Consider the following 21,373-nt stretch of genomic DNA (forward strand, 5'->3'; position numbering starts at 1 on the left):
AACTTTACGGGGTCACTTCACTTACTGGCTTTATTTACATTTAAATCAAAATAGTTTCAGTTGTTTGCGTCTAGAATATGCGAAAATTGAGGACTAAATTTTCGGTGTTGCACCGTTGTTTAATTGTCTATTCAAGCTTCAAGAAATCCGATATTATACTGGTCATAAAACTAAAGGTGGTATTATATGACAAATGTATTTAAGCAAGCAGCTGAAGAATTGCTAAGTCGCCGCGTTGCGGGAACTAAAGCACCAAGATTGGACGAACAGTACCGTCCCAATAACTTGGAAGATGCGCTAAAGATCCAATCATCAATGATCGATCTTAAGAGCGACAAGGTCGGTGGTTGGAAGTGTTTGCTTCCTTTGGCTGAAGACAAGTTCATTGTTGCGCCTATCTTTTCGGGTAGTGTTCAACAAGGCGAGGTTTGCGAACTGTTTGCTGACAACGACGTAGTACGTGTTGAGCCTGAAATTGCATTTACTCTTGCTAAGAGCTTGCCTGCAAGCCAAGAAGGCTACAGCGAAGAGCAAATCAACGACGCGATCGGTTCTTGCCACATGGCACTTGAGTTGATGCAGTCTCGTTTTGCTGATGACAGCGGTGCTGAGTTCTACGAAAAGCTTGCTGATGGCCTAGTGAACCAAGGTCTGTTCATTGGCCCTGAGATTGATCGCGAAAAAGCGTTCACTTCTGCAGAGATCAGCATTGAAGTGACTCAAGGCGAGCAAGTTCAAGCATTCGACGGTAAGCACCCGAATACACTGCCACCAAGCCCAATTTACTGGTTGATTAACTACATGACGCGTCGTGGTGTTGATTTCCAAGCGGGTGAAGCCATTATCACGGGCTCTTACTGCGGTATCGTGGAAATGGAATTCGATAAACCAACGACCTTCCACTACGAAGGCATTGGTGAATACCAAGTAACGTTCAAGCAGAAACGCTAACTTCTAGCGGCGCACTATCTGTTATCGAAAGGCTGTTTACTGATGAGTAAATAGCCTTTTTTATTACGTGATGCTCAATAGGGTTCATATTACTTTGCATTAAATTAGGCGTTTAGACGTCTAGACGTTGACAAGTTCTAAGTGTGACATTAGTCTGCTCACCTTCCTGTTCTATTGTGTTGTCGTTCCATGTCCAATTCAAAAAATTCTAACGCGGTAATTGCCCCTTCTGCAGTGGCGCTTATCCCTCTGATCGTTTTCCTTGCGCTGTTTATTGGCGTGGGTACATACCTGTCGCTACAAGGCGTCGATTTTGCTTTCTATCAACTTCCAGCTCCGATTGCGGCTCTGCCTGCTGTGATGTTAGCGTTGCTATTGAGCAAAGATAAATTGAACCGTGCGATTGAGCAGTTCTTAGGTGGCGTGGGTCACAAAGACATTATCGCAATGTGTATGATCTACCTATTGGCGGGTGCTTTTGCTGCTGTGGCTAAAGCTTCTGGTGGCGTGGACGCGACGGTAAACCTTGGTCTATCGGCTATCCCAACGAGCATGATCCTACCGGGCATCTTCCTTATTTCGGCGTTCATTGCGACAGCAATGGGCACCTCTATGGGTACTATCGCTGCGGTTGCTCCTGTTGCACTAGGCATTGCTGACTCAGCTGGTATGAGTATTCCTCTAACCGCTGGCGTAGTGCTAAGTGGCGCTATGTTTGGTGACAACCTTTCTATCATCTCAGATACCACGATTGCCGCGACTCGCTCGCAAGGCTGTGAGATGAGAGACAAGTTTAAAGAGAACATCCGTATAGCACTTCCTGCTGCACTTATCGCGATTGTTATCTTTGCTTTCAACAGCACAGCAACTCAAGTTCCTGAAACAGGCCCAATTGAATGGCTGAAAGTCCTTCCGTACATCACTATCCTAATCCTTGCGGTATCGGGCATGAATGTGTTCGTTGTGTTGACGATTGGTATCTTGCTAGCGGGTGGAGTGAGCCTAGGTTCTATTGAGAACTACGGTATGACGGATTACGCTCAAGACATCTACGCAGGCTTTGGCAACATGCAAGAGATCTTCTTACTGTCGATGCTGATTGGTGGTTTGAGCGAGCTGATGCGTCGCCAAGGTGGATTAGCGTTTCTGACTAATTTAGTGAGCGGTTTGATTCGTGCATTTGGTTCTTCTCACTCTAAGCAAGCGAATGGCCGTGCGAGTGAGCTAGGCATTGCAGGCTTAGTATCAATGGTGAACCTATGTACGGCAAACAACACGGTCGCAATCATTGTGTCTGGTAGTGTTGCTCGCCAATTAGCTGAAGAGAACGATGTGTCTCCACGCCGCTCTGCAAGCTTATTGGATATCTTCTCGTGTGTGATTCAAGGCGTACTGCCTTACGGTGCTCAGGTGTTGCTATTGGGCTCTGTGTTTAACCTATCGCCGCTAGAGATCGTGTCTAACTCTTACTACTGTTTCGCGCTTGCTATCGTGGCTGTGGTCGCTGTGTTTATTAAACACCCAGCGCGTAAAGTGGCTCAAGCATAGTAGTCATTGTCCAAACTGAGTGATCACTGGCTCTAATAAGAAGGCTCCTTAATAGGAGCTTTTTTGTGCATGAAACTCATGGTTTGAAAATTCAATGTACGTCTTCAAATACAAGAAAACCGCCTAAGTAGACGGTTTCTAATTTCGTTATAGTGGTTTTCAAGTTTATTGTAGTGTGAATGACAATTAGGCTTGAGAGCTTTAATTCAGCTTCGTCGTCACGAACTCTTTGTTTCTAACCATTAACCACATCAGGCCGCCTAGCGTACCGATGGATAATTGAATAAAGCCTAGGTTTTCAATCAGTGACTCTGGGCGTATTGAAACTAATACCATACCAAGCGAACCACAAATCATGCTGAAGAACTGAATCAGTGCGACGGCAGAGCCCGTGTCATGATCTTGTTGATTCAACATTAAGTTGGTGCCCGGTACTCGCATGATGATCGCCATTAATGTTGCTGGAGCAGCGATGAACATAAAGAACCAAGGGGACAGGTCGCCAATGGTTAGGGTGAAGATGCCCGCAAGCGCCAATAAAGCAAAACATCCTGAGATGACCTTTTGAACCGGCATTCGGTAGGACAACTTCATGTAAATTGTTGGACCAAATGAGGCGCATAATGCATTGAATGCGAACGCGTAGCTAAACTGTTGTTCGGTCAATCCAAAGTGATCGATGTAGATATAAGAACCCGCCGCAAGAAAGCCCATCAACGCCATCGGTATGATAGAGAAAATGACCAGTAGCTTGAGGAACGAGCTGTTTTTCATGACCACGCCCATTCTTCCCCATGAGCGGAACATAGAACCTTGGTATTTGCTTTCGAGTGTTTCTCGATAGCAGCAAGCTAAAACTGACGCAAATGCACCAAAAATGGCGAGGGTGACGAACATCATTCGCCAAGACGCAATTTTCAGTAGAAAGGCACCAAATACAGGCGCAACCATTGGCGCGATGATCACCAGTGACATGATAGTCGCCATGATCTTTTCACGTTCTCGGCCATCATAAAGATCTTTGACAATGGCGGTAGCGATAACGGTGATAGCACTACCAGCAAAGGCTTGGAATACACGAGCACCAATTAACTGTTCGATGCTATTGGTCATCGCGCACAATATGCTCGCGACCATATAACCCGCTAATCCAATTAATAGGATCGGCTTACGACCGAATTTCTCGCTGAGCGGCCCCCAAAATAAAAGACCAATAGCGTAAGTAACGAAGTAGCTGCTCAGGGTTAGGTTGACCATTGATCGGTCAGTATTAAACACGTCGACCATCTGCGGAAGCGCAGGTAGGTAAAGGTCGATGGTCAATGGAGGGAAAGCACTTATTATGACGAGAAAAAATAGCATACCGGTCTTTCCCAGTACTGGTTGTGGTCTCTTCAAGGTGGCTCTCCGTTGTCCAAAATAGGTTTTTAATTGGTGTGATAGTATCTTTAGGTTTTGTATGATTAGTTATCTCAAAGCTCTAAAATCAGCAAGGATTTGTGACCTCTAAATGTTTAACATCGAGTTGAAAGGTTCAAGCCAGCAAGTACCTATGCTGGCTTGAGGGTATACTTAGAACTTAAATTTAGCAATCTGAGTGGAGAGGACAGTAGTTTGCGTCAAGATATCATTGGATACGTTTGCCAAATCGTCATTCACGTTAACTAGTTCTTTTGCACTACTATCAAGAGACTGCATGTCATTTGCGACTTTTGAACTAACGTTTGACTGCTCTTCGCAGGCGGATGCAACAGAATCTACCATGCCATTGATGGACGTTACGGAAGAGATAATGCTCGATAGTGCTTGCTGTATTTCATCTGCGCTGGTTTTTGTTTGCTCCACTAAAGCTTTCGAGCTCTGTGTTGCAACAAATGACTCGTTTGCTTCTTTTTGTAGGCGTTCAATAATAGATTCAATTTCATTGGTTGAATCATGGGTTTTAGACGCTAATGAGCGCACTTCATCCGCAACAACCGCAAAACCACGGCCAGACTCACCGGCCCGTGCCGCTTCAATAGCTGCATTCAATGCCAATAAATTAGTTTGTTCCGCAATCGCTTTGATGACTACAATCACTCGACCTATATCATCACTGCTTACTTTTAGTGAATTCGCACATTCCGCTGCACTTTCCAGACTTACGACCAAGTCATCAATATTACGTTCATTGATATCGATTGTGTGACCACTTTGCTGACAAAGCTCGAGTGCATCATTTGATTGATACAGCGTATTTTCCGTATGAACAGCAATTTCTTTGGTTGCTAAATCAAATTGCTCAATGCTGTGCAAACTTTCTTGAGTTAACAAAGATTGTCGTTGGCTTTGTTGGTTCATTTCATCACGTAGTTGCGATATACCGTGGCCACTCTTATCCAACATTTTGGTCGTGTTCGATGTTTCGAGAATGATAGATTGAATAGTAGCAACGAATTGGTTGAATGCTTTCGCAAGTGATGTGACTTCATCATTGCCTACTTCCGCAACACGTGAAGTGAGGTCTCCTCCACCAGAAGCAATTTCATTCATTGAATCAGCCATGTTTTTGATGGGCCTGACGACTTTTCTATCGAGGACTATGGAAATCAGAATCAGGCTAGCAATAAATATGCAAAGCAAAATACTAATCGCAAGTTGCATAGAGTTCATTAAATTAGCATTCGTCACATCATGGTTAAAACCAACATTAACTTTACCGATAGGCAATGAATCCCATGAAATAGCCATCGATGAGGATTCATCAATGTCACGTGGATTAACACTACCTAATATGTTGTTATTTTGATCGAGCACTTGAATGTTTGCGATTACGTCATTATTTGAATACGCTTCAATGATATTAAGTATCAGTGTCTTATCGTATGCATAAACAGGTTCTTGCAATATCACACTTAATTCAGAGGTTATACGCTGGATTTCTTGTGAAGATTTATCAGTAACGTTTGATTGGTTAATCATAAATTGGATTGGCAAAGCGATAGCAGCAACAATAAGCATCACTGCAGCGATCAGTAAAACCATTTTTTTTGTTATTTGGTTCATAAAAATGTACTCAGTTGGCAAGCGGATCAAAGAAATATTTTTCTGGGATAGAGCGGGTGTCTTCGGTCAGATATGGATTTTCAAGATCGATAATAGTTCGCTCTGAAAGGTTGGCCCGTGAGAGCGCCATTCTTACTTCGGAGTCTTCGAAAAAGAGTTTCTCATAGGTGCCATCAGCGAAAATTTCTTCAACCACTTCTGTGATGTGTTGCTGAAGTTCTGTGTTTTCTTTTTGGACAAAGAGCATATATGGCATGCGATAGCGGAGCATGACATGACTATCAACAGCTAAAGGTAGTTCTGGGTATGATTGCATTTCTGCAAATGGTTCCATGACACCACGAGCAAACAAGTGGCACCGATTACCAGCAAGCATCATCTCAAAAATATTTGGATATTTAAGCGATTTAGCGGTTTTTATACCATTGGCATCAAGAATGAATGTGTCTGGCCATGTTTTCCCTGAACAAACTTTAAAGCGCGTGAAATCCGCTTTAGATCTTACGTTTGCGAGTAATTGTTTATCTTTTTCATGAATTAATCCGATTCGCATACCAAGCATTCCTCGATATATAGGGAACAATATTGGAGCAAAGCGTTTTTCCATGTCGAGACTGGTCGCTGACCAATAAAGGTCAATCTCTCCCGACTCTAAATCCGCCATAACTCTTGATTGAGCAGGTTCCCCTGTTGCTTGATAGACAAACTCGATTTCATCGAATCGGCTCGAGCGATTAACAATTTCTTGAACCAAAGTAAGGTGCAGTTTTTTGTCATTCGGTTTACCTGGCAATCTTAAAGGTTCAGCGTAAGTTATTTGGCAAGTACTAAAAATAAGTATCAAAAAAGTAAAAATGGAGCGAAACATTCTTGGTTCTATAGGCGTGTGATTAAGTGGCGGTAATATCGGTTACCGTGTGCTATTTTGATACGAAATTAACGCCACATTGTGACTTTTCTCTCGTTTTGTATGGGTAATTTAATGCAAGGTCGGATCTGAAATATAAGCATGTAAATATAGGTTTCCAGCCCAATCAGGGTAGCTTGTAATCGCCAGCGACACATTGTAATGATTATCGACTTGGCTTGTTATCTTTTCTTTGGGCGTTTTTCGACTAAACCGTTACGCTCTAAACCACGTCGAACGCTGCTGCATAGTTTACCAAAGCGGCGCAGTTCTTCGAAGTTAGGGCCTTGGCCAATGGAAATACTGTGCTCCCAATACATTAACTCGCTGTCGACCATCTCAAGTAGTTTCTTAGAGCAACCCGAGCAATTTCCTTTTGGACCACAGATAAACGTCTCTGACTCGTAAAGTGGGAGTTCGTTTTTAACTTCTTCAATTAAGTTAAGCATTGCCGAGTTTAAGTCTGGCTTTTTGGATGTAATTGGCTTCAAGCTTGGTGCTTGAGTTGCAATTAATGGGGAAGTCAGTTTGTTAGGTTGTAAATTCAAAGCAGCTGATGACATATCAAAGGCCTCAAGGAGAGAAGAAGGTGGGCATGCTACTCTTCACAACAAAGTGAATCTTGATGTAGTGCAATAAGCGTGGATATATACCCAAAAGAGGTAGGAGCCACAAGCGGTTGTGACTCCTTATCAAAGCTCGGTACTAATGAGAGATTTTAGAATTCGGCGTCGAACTGGAATTCCATCCACTCTTTGGTGACTGGGTGGTGCAGCGCAAGTCTTTCTGCGTGTAAGTGCAATCGGTCGGCTTTATTGCCATACAAGCCGTCACCGACGATAGGCATGTTAAGGCCTTCTTGGTGTGAACAGTGAACACGCAACTGGTGTGTACGCCCTGTTTTAGGATGCAGGTAAACCTTAGTGGTTTGCCCGTTTCGCTCAATCACTTCCCATTTGGTTTCTGCTGGCTTGCCGTGTTCGAAGCAGACAATTTGACGAGGGCGGTCATACAAATCACCACGCAATGGCAGTCGAACATAGCCTTCATTTTCTGTTAGAACGCCTTCAATCATTGCCACGTAACGCTTTTCGACTTCACGAGTAATGAACTGCTTCTGTAAGCTCTTGTTCGCACGTCGTGTGAGAGCGAAGATTAGAATGCCAGAGGTCGCCATGTCTAAGCGATGAATCACAAATGGGCCTTCAACATCGGGATGCATTTCTTGAACACGTGTGTAGGCGGAATCTTTGATGGTTTTACCCGGCACGGATAGAAAACCTGCTGGCTTGTGTACTACCACGATGTGCTCATCTTGGAACAGAATATCCAGCTCTTTGCCTTCTGCTGGGTTCTCTAGCAATGGGTTTGGATCGACTTCTAGGCCTTTCATCATATGGCCTAAAATCGGCACACATTTACTCTGACAAGAAGCGTAGTATTTCTTGTGCTTGCGGATTTCCGACTTTGGAGAGCGGCCCCACCAAAATTCAGCCAATGCCAGTGGCGTGTAACCATGTAAGTACGCGTATTGCAGCAATTTAGGCGCAGCGCATTCGCCAGAGCCAGCTGGTGGTATCTTGTTTGGCGTGTTTTCAAAGATTTGGTTAAGGTCTTCAACGCTTCCTTCCGCATTTTGGAAAGCGTATTGTGAAAACAACTTGTGTTGAAGCTGATGAGAAATGTGTGCTCTTTGCTCTTTTAGCTCAGCCAGTTGAGTGGTGAAAACATCCACTTTAGCCTGCAACACTTGCAGAGTGTGTTCCCAGTTGAGCTTTAGGTACTTCTGCTGGTTCTTGTCGGCAACACTGGCTTTGTTTAGCTCGTTATTTAGCTGTTCGAAAGCTTGCTCATCAAGGTTTACTTTACCTTGTTCACGTTTTTCTTTACGCGTTTTTCGGCCTTCAATAATCAATAGTCGTTGAGCTTCAATCTCTTGCTCAGCTTGCGCTTTTTGCTGTGCCAGTTGCTCGCACAATTCAAGGTATTCAGTATTTGCTTGCAGCGCTTTAAACTCAGCATTTACTGCCATCATGTCGGCTGTGTCTTGATGGAAAAAGCTGTCGCTGCTCAGCATGTCGAACACGGGCGGTACAAAGTGAGGCAGTAGGTTTTGGTCGGCGATTTTCCCTGAAAAAGCAGAGAAGTAACCCAATTCACCTTCTGGACTTTTCACCAATAACACACCAAACATTTTGCCGCGACCAGCGTCAGAATCCAGTCCGAAGTCATGCTGCCAGTCGGTTTGAGTTTCTAGATATTGTTGAAGCTGATGAGAAGCGATTTCACACAGTGGGTGCGGTTCGTAGTAGAACGGGAATGTGAAACGCTCAGGCAACGAATATGACTCGATCGGCTGTTGAAAACGAGTGAAGCAATGCTCAGGTGTGTGGCTGTTTTCTGAGTCGTGCGTTGGTTTTGATGAGTGCATAGTCGTATTAATACTTATATCGTGGTGATAAATGGTTGTGAGTCTACTGTGTATGTTTAGAGACGTTAAACACAGTACAAGGCGGCGATTCTACTCTTTATCGAAAAGCGCCTCAAATAAGAAATGGTTCTATTACTGGATAGCTAAGCGAGACGGTTAATACTGAACCTATGAGTTATAGCTTGAACACCATTAATTGATGAGTAACTTCTCGTTTTTAATCATAGAAGACAATTTAACAAACCAAGGGTGGTAGCCTTGCTGCCCTCTTATGAAAACTAAGGTAACGTTATGATTCCACTCAATACTTCGATTGTTTCCGGTGTCGCTATTTCAGAGATCGACGGACAAATGAAAATGCTATTAATGAAGCGTGTTAAAGGTGAGTTTTGGTGTCATGTCGCAGGCTCGATTGAAGCGGGAGAAACAGGCTGGCAGGCTATCGTGCGCGAGTTTGAAGAAGAGACCCAAATTAAAGTGGAAGCTTTGTATAACGCGCAGTTTCTGGAGCAGTTTTATGAGGCGCACGTGAATGTGATTCAGCTAATCCCTGTGTTTGCGGTGCTATGCCCACCCAACCAAGCGATTGAACTGAATGACGAACACACCGAGTACCGCTGGTGTAATTTAGAAGAAGCAAAAGCGTTAGCGCAGTTCCCCAACCAACATGCCGTCTACGATCATATTTGGTCGTATTTTGTCGATAAGCCAGTCAATCCGCTTTATCGAGTGAAATTGAACTAATACTGGCTGTTTAAGATCTAGGACTTACCAAGGTAAGGGGCTAAAAAGGTGCTCACTTGCACTTGGCATAACCCCACATCTACCTTCACACCGTGCGATTCAAGGATCGCAACACCACGACCATTATTGCGAGGGTCTGGGTCTAGCATCGCCACGACTACGTGTTTTACACCTGCTTTAACCAATGTATTGGCGCAAGCGGGAGTTCTGCCAACAAAAGAGCATGGCTCTAAAGTTACGTAAGCGGTAACCCCCTCCATTGTTCCGTCCGTTTTGTCGTTATAACTATTCAGTGCTTCAACCTCGGCGTGGTTTCCGCCGACTTTTTGCGTGTACCCAACAGACACCACCTTATCGTTCTTCACCAAAACGCAGCCTACTGGCGGGTTTGGTTGGCAATCGGGTAGGGCTTGGCGCGAAGCTTCGAGTGCTTGCAGCATGTATTGTTGGTTCATGGTCGTTACTCAGTATGACGAGAGAGCGTAGCAGCTAGTCGCCACGCGTGGTTGATGAGTTGGTTAATTACTAACTTAATAAGCTAATAAGTGGGGCATGTTCGATCTGATTGGACTTTTAGTCAATGGTTTTAGCGTTTGAATTCGACTGCTAGTTAACTGTGACTCATCGTTAACTTGGGCCACTGGGTTAGCCAACCTTTGGATTGCACTCTTTGATCAAAGATATCTCGGCTACGCTTTGGATTGGGTGTGATTTGCAAATCAAACAAACTCTCTAAGCCAAAGGCAGAAATACACTCGATGTTTCCATGGAGGCTTTGTTTCACGGCGACGGCGGTTTCTTTCTCTGGCCAATAACTCATCGCATCCAATGAGCCTTGGTAAGGTTCATCCCCATTTCTAGTGTGCATGTAGGCTTGATTGCGAACTTGCCAATTCAGTTCGGGTAACCGTTGTTTAAGCTGAGCCTCGTATCTAAGATCCGATTCGTAAGAGGTATCAATGGGATCAAAGTAGATCACATCAATATCATTGAATGGAGTCGGGGAGGCATAACCATGCTGGTGATCCCAAACGAGGTTTCTCACAAAGCCCGCAGCGACATAACACTGCGGCAAATCCAACTGAGCGACACAGTCTAAAACCTTCATTCGTAAGGGATCTTGTTTGATCAACGTGACGATGCGTTTGGCTAGCGGATGTATCATTATGATGTCGGAACATCAGTGACTTGGTAATGACGTGTCACGTTCTGGGAGATTTCACCCCATTCAGAGGCTTTTACTCGCTGTTGGTGCATTTCGAATGCTTCTCGGCTAGTGAATTCTTCATACACTTCAAAGCGATTAGGTTGAAGCGTGCTTTGACTGACTCGAAACACAATACAACCAGGTTCTTCTAGTGTCAGTTCTTTGTGCACAACCAAGGCATGTGTCACTGCTTCTAGGTCGTTGTCTGGCACTAGAATATGCCCTTGCAGAATTACTTTACTCATAATTACGTCCATTTAATTACGTCTATTTAATTTGGTCCATTACGGCTTTTTTCTATCAAAAGCTCTATCCGTTACAAACATAATCCCATTTTGATGTTGTAACGTATAGGCTAATGTGGCGATTATTAGTTCACATTGAATGTATTTTTTAGTTACACCGTAACTTTAAAGGTGATGTAATCAACAAATGATAAGACACTGGAACTAAATCAGCGTTGGTCCGGTCTATTAAATTAGTATCATTGAACTGTATTGATACTGAAATGAATTTGTCATCTGAGAGAACTAACCTTAATTTTGAACAGCGGCTCATAGGATTGATTTGAGCCATAGTTGATATCTAGGTCGTACTTTGATGTAAATGGTACTCAAAACTCTATATATTTTGTGATTTGTATCATTGATCTGGGCATCAAACACCGTTAGATTCGATTGGTTGGCAATAAAAATAGCTCATGAAGAGCAGTTAAAGAAAAGGAAATATCCCTTATGAAAAAAATGAGAAGAGCACAGCTTCATCGCGTTCGTATCCAATACTGGAAAGACACGTCAAAAGAAGCATCAAAGAAATAAGCTTTAAATCGTAAAGCTTTATAAAGCTGAAAAGCTTAATCAAATGTAAAACGCAACAAACCGATTTCATTAGCACTCTCAAGGACCTTCATCTGGTCGGCGACTAAAGAAATCATCCCCAAAGAGCTGGCAGGCATTAACAACAATGCAATTCAATGTCAGCTCATTAATACCTCCTCTAAGTTTATCTTCGTTTGTTAAACCTGTTACCCCAAACTAAAGCTTGTTCCTTGTTCCTTGTTCCTTGTTCCTTGTTATCGCATCCCTGTACTCGTTAACGTCTTGATAATAAAAAAGCTCCCGATTTCTCAGAAGCTTTGATTTAGATTTTGATATCTGATGTGACTGCCCGATAAAGGCTCGTGCTTAGGATAGACTCTAACGTTGGAACAGCGTCTTTAAGCTCACATCGTCCGTTCTATTTAGCTTTAGGCTCAGTAGATAGCCACCAACACCGATCAGTGCGTAAATACCTAAAGATAAAATAGGCGCTTCTGCAATCGCGCTTAATGGGTTACTTGCTATGAGCACATTCATTGGCAGTGATGCGATGAGAGATAGGAAGTCATTGATGCCATAGAACCCAAACACGGCGACAGAGAGGAACTTAATCGCATAGCTTGAGATGAAAATGACAAGTAATGGAGAGTTTACCAACTGCGAAATCGCTAGGGTAACGGTTGCCAGTGGTAATAAAACCAGTGCAACTAACAGCATTCGCCCAAAGAACACCACCCAGTTACTCAGCACATAAAATAGAGATTGCTGTTCAACCAGTAGCGCCAATTGTTGTTCGCTTGAGACGTTCAATATCCAGAATAGGAAATCGGCGAACAGCACGAGCAACGCACAGATAGCCGGAATAACCACTAAACCGAAACCTAACTTCACGCCGTGAGTCATTGCATTAGATACTGGCATACTTCTCCAAAACATCGAACTGCCTTCTTGGCGCTCTTTACGCAGCGTTTTAGGGATGTAAAGTGTCGACAGGATCAGTGAAATCAGGCCCGCGCCAAAGTAGATCACCGAGTTGAGATCTTGCGCGAACTCTCTATGGATGTCGCTCACGTCACCGTTCACTTGCATTTCGAAGAAAAACTCATGCTGCGCAGCGCCATTAAAAAACAGACTAACGAACAGCAAGAAACCACATAACGCGACAAATAGAGGTAATCGAGTATTAATTTTGTGCTCGATGAGTTCTTTTTCTAGCATATAAAAACTTGGATGCATTATGCCTTCTCCGTTTGTGTTGCAAGGAATAGATCTGCGAGGCCAACATTGTAGATAGTGCCCATCGGCTCAACCTGCGCTTTGTATTGACCTTCCAATAACCACTTAGTGGTTCCTAGCCCTGGTTGTGAGGTTAGCGGATTGAGCTTCTGGATCTCGCTTGAATGGTTGTTTGCAAGTTCGATAATGAAATAGTCGTTCTCGATGTCTTCCATGCTCTTTTGCAGCACACAATGGCCTTGCTTTAAAATCAGCACATCCGTTAATAAGTGTTCAATCTCTGAAACCTCATGGCTTGCAATGATCATGGCGCGTTCGCCGTCGTGGAACCACTCTAGTAGGTGGCGATAAAAAGTATCGCGGTACAGCAAATCGAGACCCAACGTTGGCTCATCTAAGATCAATACTTGAGTATCGGTTGCGATGATGATCGCAAGGTGAAGTTGTACCTTCATTCCTTTAGAAAGCTGTTTGATAGTGGAAGATAGCTTGATGTTGGTGCTGCTTAATGTCTGTTCTGCTTTTTGCTTGTTGAAGCTTGGGTGGACACCTTGGGTGTAACGAAGCAGTTGTTTAACGGTCATCCACTCGGGTAATACGTTAACGTCTGAGATGTACGACAAGTGCAGCATGAGTTCTGCATGCTGGTGGATAGGGTGGTAACCGTTAACCTCAATCTCACCTTGATAGCTGTGTCCGCCAAGCAGTGATTTGATCAGAGTCGATTTACCTGCGCCATTGTGGCCTAGCAGACCAAGCACTTGCCCGGGTTTTAACTCAAAGCTGATGTTCTCGACACCCACTTGATTTGAATAGGTTTTGGTTACATTTTTAACGGAAAGTAAAGTACTCATGACTTGTCCTTTATATGTTGTGCTAGCTGTTTCACGAGTTCTTCGACACTCATATCAATGATGCCTAGCGTTTCAGCGATGGCTGGGATCTGTGTGTTGATGAATGATTGGTGTGCAGACTCTTTCAATTTTTGAAGTGCCCCTTCGGCCACATACATGCCTTGGCCGCGTTTTTTCTCTACCAAGCCTTCATCCACCAGTAACTGGTAGCTTTTCATGACAGTAAGGTGATTGATCTTGAGATCGGCGGCAACCGCACGTACAGAGGGCAATGCTTGTAGCTCTAGCCAAACACCTTGAAGAATTTGGTCACTGATCTTGGCGGCAAGCTGCCTAAAGATCGGCTGGTCGTCTTTCCATTCGGTCATAATTAAAACTGCATGGTGATATACATGTGTATAACACTAACCTATTTATTCGAGTTGGCAAGGATTTTATGAAAGTGCATCGGGTATTTTTATGTTTAGATAAAGCACGTTTGGTGGGGAGGGCACTTGAAGCCTACATCCTTGTGGGCTCTCAAGCAGCTGTATAAGCGATGATTATTTGAATAGGGAATGGTTGCTGATCAAGATTTCTATTAGGCTGGGCCTATTGCTCCTTTGAGTCATTAGGCCGGCTATACAGGTAACCTTGATGTAAGTTGTAGCCTAACTGACACAAGATATATTGCTGCCTACGCGTCTCGACACCTTCATAAATCATTGTGATATTTGATAGGCGTCCAATCTCCGAGATATTGAGCAATACACCCTGATGATGCTCTCCTGACTCGATATCCTTAACAAAGCAACGATCCAGTTTTAGATAGGCCGGAGAGATAACATTGATGATTTCGATGTTGTTATTGCCCGTACCAAAGTCATCCAGAGCGATAGTGATACCAAGCTTTTTGATATCCTTAATGTTATCGATAACCTCACACCCATAGCCAATGTTCGAATATTCAGTAATCTCTACGACAAACTCATTCGCTTCCATCGCGGCTAAATGCTCTCTGAGCCTTGCGAAGTTCGACCCTACCAAAGCACTCGGACACACGTTGACACCATAGATCTCATGGCTGTTGTTTAACTTCGCTTTTCTGACTGTCTCGATGAGTAAAATAGTATGAAAGGTGAGTAAATTGGTGCGTCTCATGGTGTTGATGAAGCTTAAAACGTCAACGTTACGCACACGAGATAACAACTCGTAGTAGAGAACGCAGTTGTCTTCGGTGTTGATGATCGGCTCTTCTTCAAAGGAGATGTGTTTCCAACGAAACAGGTAGATCACAAAACCCAGAATATAGGAGCGATAAAGCAGGGTGGCGAGTATCAGAGAAAGCGCAATCCATAGTGCAACAATGTCGTCACTGTAGAAGGTGATGGTTGCACCCGTTGGTAGGGAGGTTTGATAGATAGATTTACTCTCTTCGCCAAGGTTTAAGATGTAGTAACCATTCTTCTGGATGGAGATAGAATCGACTAATAGAGGCAATAGCGAGTTGTTGTATCGAGCTTCGATAGAGCGCTTAGATATTCGAGCAACCATCTCAATGTCGTGCTCGGTATCTATGAAGCGGGAATAGGCAAAGTCAGCACTATCGTAGAAGTCGTCTACTTGATTGAGCTCTATCATCTTAGAACGTGTTTTCGAGATATAGCAGGAGCCATAAGGTGTGGTCATGACGACAGAGTCAAGGTTGAGCGAGTGCCTTAGCGAGTGCACAGCCCCGTGGCTATCGCAACCGTAGTCCATGACTTCTGCTGCAATGTGTTTGGTGTTCTCACTGTATTCATTCGCAATCTTCGTCGTATAAAGGATTTGGAAAAAGTAGACAACGAATAGGAAAAAGGAAGAGATGGTGAACACGGCTATCAGAGCCTTGATCAGTTCTCGATGATAGGTGTTGAACATCAGTTTCAACATCTCGAACTGGCTGGGCTTGAACTGGTTGATGTCATACTTTGGTGCGATACGGTTGGTTGAGCTTTTATCGAGATCGATAAAGTAACCTACCTTATAAAGGTTAGAGATAAGTTCGCTATTATTATCTACCTTCGCTTTTTTGCATAAGCTTCGATATTTCTTTCTTATAGAAGCAATAATGTTTTTTAACGCGTATAAGCTAAACTCTTCGTCAAAGTGTAATTTAAAAGATTCTTCAACATCTCGTGCAGATTGAGGGTTTGATATTGACGAGTGTTCAATAAGATATTTGAAAACAAAACTCTCTTTACTATTAAGAGTTTCCTCTGATATCTTATTACTGTCTCTTTTTATGTATATTTTTTCTTCATTGTAGATCAGTTGCAAGCTCTCATTATTGTTATTTATATTGAAAGAACAGTGCATAGCTCAACTCCTAAGCGATAGTTATTATATTTGTGTGATGGATATGTGATGGCTGGGATTTTCATTCAACACAAGAGTTCGATCTAAATAATATAACCAAAATGTCACCATTTTATCTCAAGATGTTGATACTAATCGCAGAATTTGGGCTTTAATGAAAGGTTATGGAGATGTTCACCCAAAAGTTGAATTTATAAATGAAAGCCAATGATTTACAAGGGGTAAGGGGGATTTATCCATTTGTTTTGGTATTTATCCATTTCACAGCTTCTACGCGGTAGGTTTAGCGACTGGATTTAGAGGTTTCTAATGTAGCTTCTGATGGTATTCATTCGGTTTATCGATGTGTGAGATTTATCAGAATTTTTCATGATAAAATTAAATTATGTCATTTTATGTGATATTAATATAATTTATGTGGCGTATTGTTTTGGTGATTTAATTAAAGTAATCAATGATAGAATTAATTATATTTGTTGAATGATTGACTTTAATTTATTCTGTTACGAAATTTAAATAATTAAACTTTAAGGTGGGATATTTAAAATAGGGAAAGGATGATTTTTATCATGATGTGTTGATTAAAGAATTTTAATGGAATTATTATTGACATATGTATCAAATATGTGTCTATGTAAATATTAATCGGCTAGTGATGAAAATAAGATATGAATGAGGTTGGTGTTATACCATGAGCACTGCCTAAAAGTATAAGCAGCAACAAGTTAGATCAATTAGTGTTATTTTTGAGCAAATGTTAGCGTAACCACATGATATTCAAAGATCTGTTGCGGTGGCTTTGTGTTAACTATGGAAGCGTGCAATCGTTGAGTATTTAACATGCACCATCAAGCACCACGATCTGTGGTTCTTTTTCTGGCTGATAAAGCACCTGACAAAAGTCTCCTTCTGGCGAATAGGTGTAGTTTTCGGTGTCGAAAGAGATGGCGGCTACTCTTTCTGCATTGCTGCCAGAGTCTACTTCTTTGTTGATGACATGAAGCTCTGTTGCGTCGATATTGAGCAGTCTTCTTAGTGAGTCAACATAGGCGATTGGGTAACCATGACAAACGTAGTAGGTCTCAATCTCCGTCTTTTCAACATAGTTGCACTCATCCTCAACGCCAGCAATCGCTGACTTCGCGTAGATCATATCGATACCCGTGCGAAGGTTACCAGCCACATCATGTATTTTACTCGCCCGAGCACTTCCTTGAACGTCTAAGAACTTGACCATAGCTGTCGCCGAAACGATCGCTAAAATTAATACAGAGATGATGAGTTCTAAAAGAGTGAAGCCGTTTTGTCTGTTCATGGTTACCGATTATTTGCTCTGCTAAAGGGACGGAATGAGGGTAATCTAAATACCAAAGTCATTACAGTTAGTGGGTATAATGGTTTGGTGTTTTATTGTGTGATTTTCTAAGTAATTTTTTTTATAAACAATAGCTTAATTATTTCCTCTTACTGTTAAACGCTATGTAAGCATACGTAAGCGTACACACCCACAGCAGCCGATTGTTTAGGAAGCATTCAAACGACTTAATTTATTGATAAATAAGTCTTTAATTGTAGGATTGTCGACCATTCAAAAACTGACTTTCGACTTCATTTGAGGGAATTGGTTTACTAAATAAAAATCCCTGAAGATACTGGTATCCACAATCGATTAAGAACGCTTTTTGCGTTTCGGTTTCGACACCTTCAGCAACCACTTTTAGCCCCAATTTTTCACAGATAGCATGGGTGGCTTGGACAATCGCTTTGCTCCCTTTGTGTGAACCGTGGACGAAGCTTTTATCGAGTTTCACGGTGCTAATCGGTAAGTCATGCAACATCGACAGTGACGAGTAGCCTGTGCCAAAGTCATCAAGGTGAAGCTCTACGCCCAATTTAGAAATATCGCTTAACGCTTGCCTGACTTCACCATGCTTGAAGATCATGGAAGATTCGGTGATCTCAAGGGCGATGCTTTGAGGTTGGATATTGTAGAAGTTCAACATTGCTAATAGCTGCTCGGCAAAGGTCGCGTGCATCTGAATACTCGAAATATTGATACTCATCATCAACTCACTATCAAACTCACGTTGCCATATCGATAGCTGTTTGAGTGCAGAGTTCAGAACCCATTTCCCGAGCGGTACAATCTGCCCCGTCTCCTCCGCTAAGCTAATAAACTCATCAGGGCCTATGTTACCTAGCTCTTTGTCTGACCATCGAAGCAAGGCTTCAAACCCTTTCACCTTGTCGCTGTTGGTGTTCATGATCGGTTGATAGTGAAGGTTGAGATCGTCGTTTTCTATGGCGCGTGCCAGTCGATGGCGGATCTCTACTTTGCGATGCAGGGTTTGTGCTAAGTCTGGGGTAAACGTTTGGAAGCGGTTTCGACCATTCGCTTTTGCAAGATGCATCGCCATACCCGCTTGCTTTAGCAATGTTTCTTGGTCAACCGCGTTATCAGGGAAATGCGCGGTACCTATGCTGCAACCGACAGATAAACTGCCGATGCCTCTGATATGGAAACTTCGGTTTAAGGCATCAATGATGCGAGAGCAAAGTAGTGGGATATTTTGATTTCGGCAGGTGTGGGCAATCACAATGAATCCGTCGCCACCAAATCGCCCTATCATGCATTTCTCATCAACCAACTGTTTAAGGCGTTCACCAACCTGTTTGAGTAGTTGGTCTCCGACAGTGTGCCCATAAGTGTCATTAACTAATTTGAAGCCATCAAGGTCGACAAACATCAATTCAAACGGTGAGCGATAGGCAATGCTGGTTTCTAGAAGGTTGCTGATCCCACGGCGATTATAAAGCTCCGTTAAACAGTCGTGTTCTGCGTTGTATCTGGCTTTTATCAGCTTCTCTTTTTGCTTTGTTGTACAGGTTAGGTTTAGCAGCAGTTCGCTTTTATCAAAGAGCCACTTTCCTTGCACATCAAAATGGTGTGCTCTGAAGGAGGAAACCTTGATAAACCAAGGCGCACCGGTTGTTGGTTCTCTATTCTGTAAACGTGTATGTACAAAAGTGATTACTATGTTTTGCGTACGGTAAATGTAGGGCTCTGATTCCAACATTGATGATCTATGACCAGTATATATACTGCCTTCGCTTTTAATAAATACTGGTGATAGGAATGTCGAAAACCAAAGTGCTCATTGTTGAAGATGACCAAGAGATAGCTCGTCTAACGACGCTTTACCTCGAAGCTGAAGGTTACAATGTTAGCGTTGTTCATGAAGGGAACTTGGCACTTGAAGCGATCCGTAGTATTGAACCTGATTTAGTGCTGTTGGACTTGATGCTTCCAGGGATGAGCGGCGCGCAAATTTGCCGTCAAGCCCGTGAGTTTTACAATGGAATGATTTTAGTGCTAACGGCTTCCGCCGATGAAATGAGCGAGGTCAGCTTGTTTAAATTTGGTGCGGACGATTACGTTGCCAAACCGATTCGTGGCCATGCCTTGTTAGCGCGAATTGAAGCGTTATTGCGTCGAGCGACTCCCGTAAAAACTGCGCAAGAAACTACGGCTGAAAAACAGTGCGATATTGTAATCAACAGCTCTGCTCAAAGTGCCACGCTCTACGGCCAAAACCTCAAGCTTACTTCTGCTGAATTTGAAATCTTAAACCTTCTCGTTAATAACATCTGTCAGGTCGTGACTCGAGACCAGTGCTGTCAGTTATTTAGAGGGATAGATTACGCGTTCAACGACCGCTCGATTGATATGCGCGTGTCTGGGTTACGCCGAAAGCTGCGCATTCACGCAAAAGACAAACAGTTGATTCGTACGGTTCGCAACAAGGGGTACATGCTGGTTGCGTAAGTTCATTGCTACGAAGCTTCGCTCGGTTTCGATGTTTGCTCGCTTATACCTTGGGATTGTGACTGGGATGTCGGCAACGATATTTTTGTTCTTGAACCTTGGTGAGGGGTACATGCGACGCACCGAGATCGAAACCTTCCTCAATGATGGCATCTACTTTGCGGAGCAGTATGTTCGTCAACACAATCAAGAAAACTCACTCTATAAAGAGCTCGATAGAACAGGCTACCAACAATTTTATATCTTCAATTTACGCCTGTTGGAGAATTGGTCGGGCGAGGCGCCTTGCCAACAATGTGAGTTATACACAACCTTAAACGGTGTGCCGATATATCTAAGTGATGACAACCTTTATTCGACCGTGTTTCAGCTACCAAACTCTAAATTCAGTTTTGGGTTCAGTGAGGTAGGGGACTTTTTCTCTCCTGACATTGAATGGTACGAAGACTCAGAACGACACTTTTTGTTAGGGCTGTTGTTGGCTGTGATTGTGGCGATTGGAGCAAGTGTTTACTTACCTGTGAGGCGTTTTCAAGAAAGAATAGAGTTGCTCGTCGAGAAGCAGAAACAGTTTGGTAAGGGCAAGCTTAGTACTCGATCTGACATGGACGACATCCATCCTGTTTCTGATTTGGCCAGCAGTTTTAACTTCATGGCTGAAGAGATCGAAAGCAAAGTAAAACAAAGTCATATTTTCGCTCAAGCTATCCCACACGAAGTACGAACTCCGCTAAGTCGTATTCAACTGGCGACCGATATCCTAAGAAGGGGAGCCCCCGATAATCATCAGGTTCTTTTCGATGACATTGATACCTACATTGAGGATATCAACGAGCTCACGTCAGAAATCATCATGCTGTCGAAGTTGAATGTCATGGATAACTCTTTCTTTGAGCTCGTTAAAGTGACCTCCGATCTTCGTGAGTATTGCCTAGACCGAATTCGTTACTCGAAACTAGACAATGCCACCTTTGAATCTAAGGTACAGCTAGAGTGCAAGATTAAGTGTGATTGCTCAATGGCACGCTTGGTGTTCGATAACGTTCTCAAGAATGCGGGTAATTACACACAAGACAAAGTGTGGATGACGCTGGATGAGAACTCAGAAAACTGGCTGGTGGTGATTGAAGACAATGGTTCTGGAATACCAGAGAATAGGCGTGATGAGGTATTCCTTCCGTTCTCTCGACTAGACTCAAGCAGAACGTCGACCAACGGTGGATTGGGGTTGGGCCTCGCGATTGCTCTATCGGCGGCTAAAAAACTTTCTTGGGATATCAAAATCGACGACAGCAACCATGGTGGTGCCAAGTTCAGTATCGTGATTCCTAAGATCGCATAAGCTGTAGCTTTAAGAACTCTTCAGGCTCGTCAAATAACAAAGCCACGGACTAATACCGTGGCTTTTTCATATTCCGATTTACAAGCTAGTGACTTCTTAGTACTACTGCTTAGAGCTTAGAGCTTAG

The 21,373-nt window shown here is 43.1% G+C and carries 19 protein-coding genes; 5 read left to right on the forward strand and 14 right to left on the reverse strand.

Going from position 1 to position 21,373, the window contains the following annotated elements; translation table 11 throughout:
• Positions 1–186: 186 nt before the first annotated feature.
• Positions 187–951, forward strand: coding sequence for a hydratase (locus AB4351_RS10695; RefSeq protein ID WP_372125940.1), 765 nt, complete (start codon positions 187–189; stop codon positions 949–951).
• A gap of 189 nt (positions 952–1,140) precedes the next feature.
• On the forward strand, positions 1,141–2,499 hold the full coding sequence (locus AB4351_RS10700) for a Na+/H+ antiporter NhaC family protein (protein WP_059019067.1): 1,359 nt from the start codon (positions 1,141–1,143) through the stop codon (positions 2,497–2,499).
• A 201-nt stretch (positions 2,500–2,700) separates the two neighbouring features.
• On the opposite strand, the gene AB4351_RS10705 is transcribed toward AB4351_RS10700, so the two are convergent.
• The 5 genes from AB4351_RS10705 to AB4351_RS10725 form a co-directional block, all read right to left on the reverse strand.
• Positions 2,701–3,861 (reverse strand): multidrug effflux MFS transporter, encoded by a 1,161-nt coding sequence (locus tag AB4351_RS10705; protein ID WP_136973847.1) that lies wholly within the window; start codon positions 3,859–3,861, stop codon positions 2,701–2,703.
• Between the two features lie 210 nt (positions 3,862–4,071).
• Positions 4,072–5,565, reverse strand: a complete 1,494-nt coding sequence (locus tag AB4351_RS10710; RefSeq protein WP_372125942.1) for a methyl-accepting chemotaxis protein — start codon at positions 5,563–5,565, stop codon at positions 4,072–4,074.
• The gene (locus tag AB4351_RS10715; RefSeq protein ID WP_017066686.1) at positions 5,555–6,412 is read right to left on the reverse strand and encodes an ABC transporter substrate-binding protein; all 858 of its coding nucleotides are present in this window, start codon (positions 6,410–6,412) and stop codon (positions 5,555–5,557) included. The genes AB4351_RS10710 and AB4351_RS10715 overlap by 11 nt, the downstream gene beginning before the upstream one ends.
• A 221-nt stretch (positions 6,413–6,633) precedes the next feature.
• Positions 6,634–7,014, reverse strand: a complete 381-nt coding sequence (locus AB4351_RS10720) for a hypothetical protein (RefSeq protein WP_017060579.1) — start codon at positions 7,012–7,014, stop codon at positions 6,634–6,636.
• A 155-nt stretch (positions 7,015–7,169) separates the two neighbouring features.
• Positions 7,170–8,882: an RluA family pseudouridine synthase gene (locus AB4351_RS10725; RefSeq protein ID WP_372125944.1), complete on the reverse strand. Its 1,713-nt coding sequence runs from the start codon at positions 8,880–8,882 to the stop codon at positions 7,170–7,172.
• A 291-nt stretch (positions 8,883–9,173) separates the two neighbouring features.
• Between AB4351_RS10725 and AB4351_RS10730 the strand changes: the two genes are divergently transcribed.
• Positions 9,174–9,626, forward strand: a complete 453-nt coding sequence (locus tag AB4351_RS10730) for an NUDIX pyrophosphatase (protein WP_372125946.1) — start codon at positions 9,174–9,176, stop codon at positions 9,624–9,626.
• 17 nt (positions 9,627–9,643) lie between these two features.
• On the opposite strand, the gene AB4351_RS10735 is transcribed toward AB4351_RS10730, so the two are convergent.
• From AB4351_RS10735 to AB4351_RS10775, 9 genes are all read right to left on the reverse strand, one after another.
• Positions 9,644–10,081 (reverse strand): bifunctional diaminohydroxyphosphoribosylaminopyrimidine deaminase/5-amino-6-(5-phosphoribosylamino)uracil reductase RibD, encoded by a 438-nt coding sequence (locus AB4351_RS10735; RefSeq protein WP_372125948.1) that lies wholly within the window; start codon positions 10,079–10,081, stop codon positions 9,644–9,646.
• 155 nt (positions 10,082–10,236) lie between these two features.
• Positions 10,237–10,791 carry a nucleotidyltransferase family protein gene (locus AB4351_RS10740; RefSeq protein WP_108207690.1) on the reverse strand — a complete coding sequence of 185 codons (555 nt, stop codon included), beginning with the start codon at positions 10,789–10,791 and terminating at the stop codon, positions 10,237–10,239.
• Complete coding sequence (locus tag AB4351_RS10745; protein ID WP_017060584.1) at positions 10,791–11,078, reverse strand: putative quinol monooxygenase; 288 nt, start codon at positions 11,076–11,078, stop codon at positions 10,791–10,793. The genes AB4351_RS10740 and AB4351_RS10745 overlap by 1 nt, the downstream gene beginning before the upstream one ends.
• 951 nt (positions 11,079–12,029) lie before the next feature.
• Entirely contained in the window at positions 12,030–12,887 is an 858-nt protein-coding gene (locus AB4351_RS10750; RefSeq protein ID WP_048661559.1) for a hypothetical protein, read from the reverse strand.
• Positions 12,887–13,741 (reverse strand): ABC transporter ATP-binding protein, encoded by an 855-nt coding sequence (locus AB4351_RS10755; protein ID WP_048661560.1) that lies wholly within the window; start codon positions 13,739–13,741, stop codon positions 12,887–12,889. The genes AB4351_RS10750 and AB4351_RS10755 overlap by 1 nt, the downstream gene beginning before the upstream one ends.
• Entirely contained in the window at positions 13,738–14,109 is a 372-nt protein-coding gene (locus AB4351_RS10760; RefSeq protein WP_102331995.1) for a GntR family transcriptional regulator, read from the reverse strand. Before AB4351_RS10760 ends, AB4351_RS10755 begins: the two co-directional genes overlap by 4 nt.
• A gap of 223 nt (positions 14,110–14,332) precedes the next feature.
• Positions 14,333–16,078, reverse strand: coding sequence for an EAL domain-containing protein (locus tag AB4351_RS10765; RefSeq protein WP_372125951.1), 1,746 nt, complete (start codon positions 16,076–16,078; stop codon positions 14,333–14,335).
• 835 nt (positions 16,079–16,913) lie between these two features.
• Positions 16,914–17,393 carry a type II secretion system protein gene (locus tag AB4351_RS10770; protein WP_017060589.1) on the reverse strand — a complete coding sequence of 160 codons (480 nt, stop codon included), beginning with the start codon at positions 17,391–17,393 and terminating at the stop codon, positions 16,914–16,916.
• Between the two features lie 250 nt (positions 17,394–17,643).
• Positions 17,644–19,155 carry a putative bifunctional diguanylate cyclase/phosphodiesterase gene (locus AB4351_RS10775; protein WP_372125953.1) on the reverse strand — a complete coding sequence of 504 codons (1,512 nt, stop codon included), beginning with the start codon at positions 19,153–19,155 and terminating at the stop codon, positions 17,644–17,646.
• Between the two features lie 59 nt (positions 19,156–19,214).
• On the opposite strand from AB4351_RS10775, the gene AB4351_RS10780 reads away from it, so the two are divergent.
• Positions 19,215–19,904: a response regulator transcription factor gene (locus tag AB4351_RS10780; RefSeq protein ID WP_017060591.1), complete on the forward strand. Its 690-nt coding sequence runs from the start codon at positions 19,215–19,217 to the stop codon at positions 19,902–19,904.
• Positions 19,897–21,246 carry a sensor histidine kinase KdpD gene (locus AB4351_RS10785; RefSeq protein WP_017064877.1) on the forward strand — a complete coding sequence of 450 codons (1,350 nt, stop codon included), beginning with the start codon at positions 19,897–19,899 and terminating at the stop codon, positions 21,244–21,246. The genes AB4351_RS10780 and AB4351_RS10785 overlap by 8 nt, the downstream gene beginning before the upstream one ends.
• Positions 21,247–21,373 lie beyond the last annotated feature (127 nt).

The organism is Vibrio sp. 10N.261.51.F11, assembly GCF_041471665.1.
Taxonomy (GTDB): domain Bacteria; phylum Pseudomonadota; class Gammaproteobacteria; order Enterobacterales; family Vibrionaceae; genus Vibrio; species Vibrio crassostreae_C.

Bases quoted from the DNA above. Each gene is read 5' to 3' on its own strand.
- AB4351_RS10695 (WP_372125940.1), top strand. From the start codon at position 187: ATGACAAATGTATTTAAGCAAGCAGCTGAAGAATTGCTAAGTCGCCGC.
- AB4351_RS10700 (WP_059019067.1), top strand. From the start codon at position 1,141: ATGTCCAATTCAAAAAATTCTAACGCGGTAATTGCCCCTTCTGCAGTG.
- AB4351_RS10705 (WP_136973847.1), bottom strand. From the start codon at position 3,861: ATGCTATTTTTTCTCGTCATAATAAGTGCTTTCCCTCCATTGACCATC.
- AB4351_RS10715 (WP_017066686.1), bottom strand. From the start codon at position 6,412: ATGTTTCGCTCCATTTTTACTTTTTTGATACTTATTTTTAGTACTTGC.
- AB4351_RS10720 (WP_017060579.1), bottom strand. From the start codon at position 7,014: ATGTCATCAGCTGCTTTGAATTTACAACCTAACAAACTGACTTCCCCA.
- AB4351_RS10725 (WP_372125944.1), bottom strand. From the start codon at position 8,882: ATGCACTCATCAAAACCAACGCACGACTCAGAAAACAGCCACACACCT.
- AB4351_RS10730 (WP_372125946.1), top strand. From the start codon at position 9,174: ATGATTCCACTCAATACTTCGATTGTTTCCGGTGTCGCTATTTCAGAG.
- AB4351_RS10735 (WP_372125948.1), bottom strand. From the start codon at position 10,081: ATGAACCAACAATACATGCTGCAAGCACTCGAAGCTTCGCGCCAAGCC.
- AB4351_RS10740 (WP_108207690.1), bottom strand. From the start codon at position 10,791: ATGATACATCCGCTAGCCAAACGCATCGTCACGTTGATCAAACAAGAT.
- AB4351_RS10745 (WP_017060584.1), bottom strand. From the start codon at position 11,078: ATGAGTAAAGTAATTCTGCAAGGGCATATTCTAGTGCCAGACAACGAC.
- AB4351_RS10750 (WP_048661559.1), bottom strand. From the start codon at position 12,887: ATGCATCCAAGTTTTTATATGCTAGAAAAAGAACTCATCGAGCACAAA.
- AB4351_RS10755 (WP_048661560.1), bottom strand. From the start codon at position 13,741: ATGAGTACTTTACTTTCCGTTAAAAATGTAACCAAAACCTATTCAAAT.
- AB4351_RS10760 (WP_102331995.1), bottom strand. From the start codon at position 14,109: ATGACCGAATGGAAAGACGACCAGCCGATCTTTAGGCAGCTTGCCGCC.
- AB4351_RS10765 (WP_372125951.1), bottom strand. From the start codon at position 16,078: ATGCACTGTTCTTTCAATATAAATAACAATAATGAGAGCTTGCAACTG.
- AB4351_RS10770 (WP_017060589.1), bottom strand. From the start codon at position 17,393: ATGAACAGACAAAACGGCTTCACTCTTTTAGAACTCATCATCTCTGTA.
- AB4351_RS10775 (WP_372125953.1), bottom strand. From the start codon at position 19,155: ATGTTGGAATCAGAGCCCTACATTTACCGTACGCAAAACATAGTAATC.
- AB4351_RS10780 (WP_017060591.1), top strand. From the start codon at position 19,215: ATGTCGAAAACCAAAGTGCTCATTGTTGAAGATGACCAAGAGATAGCT.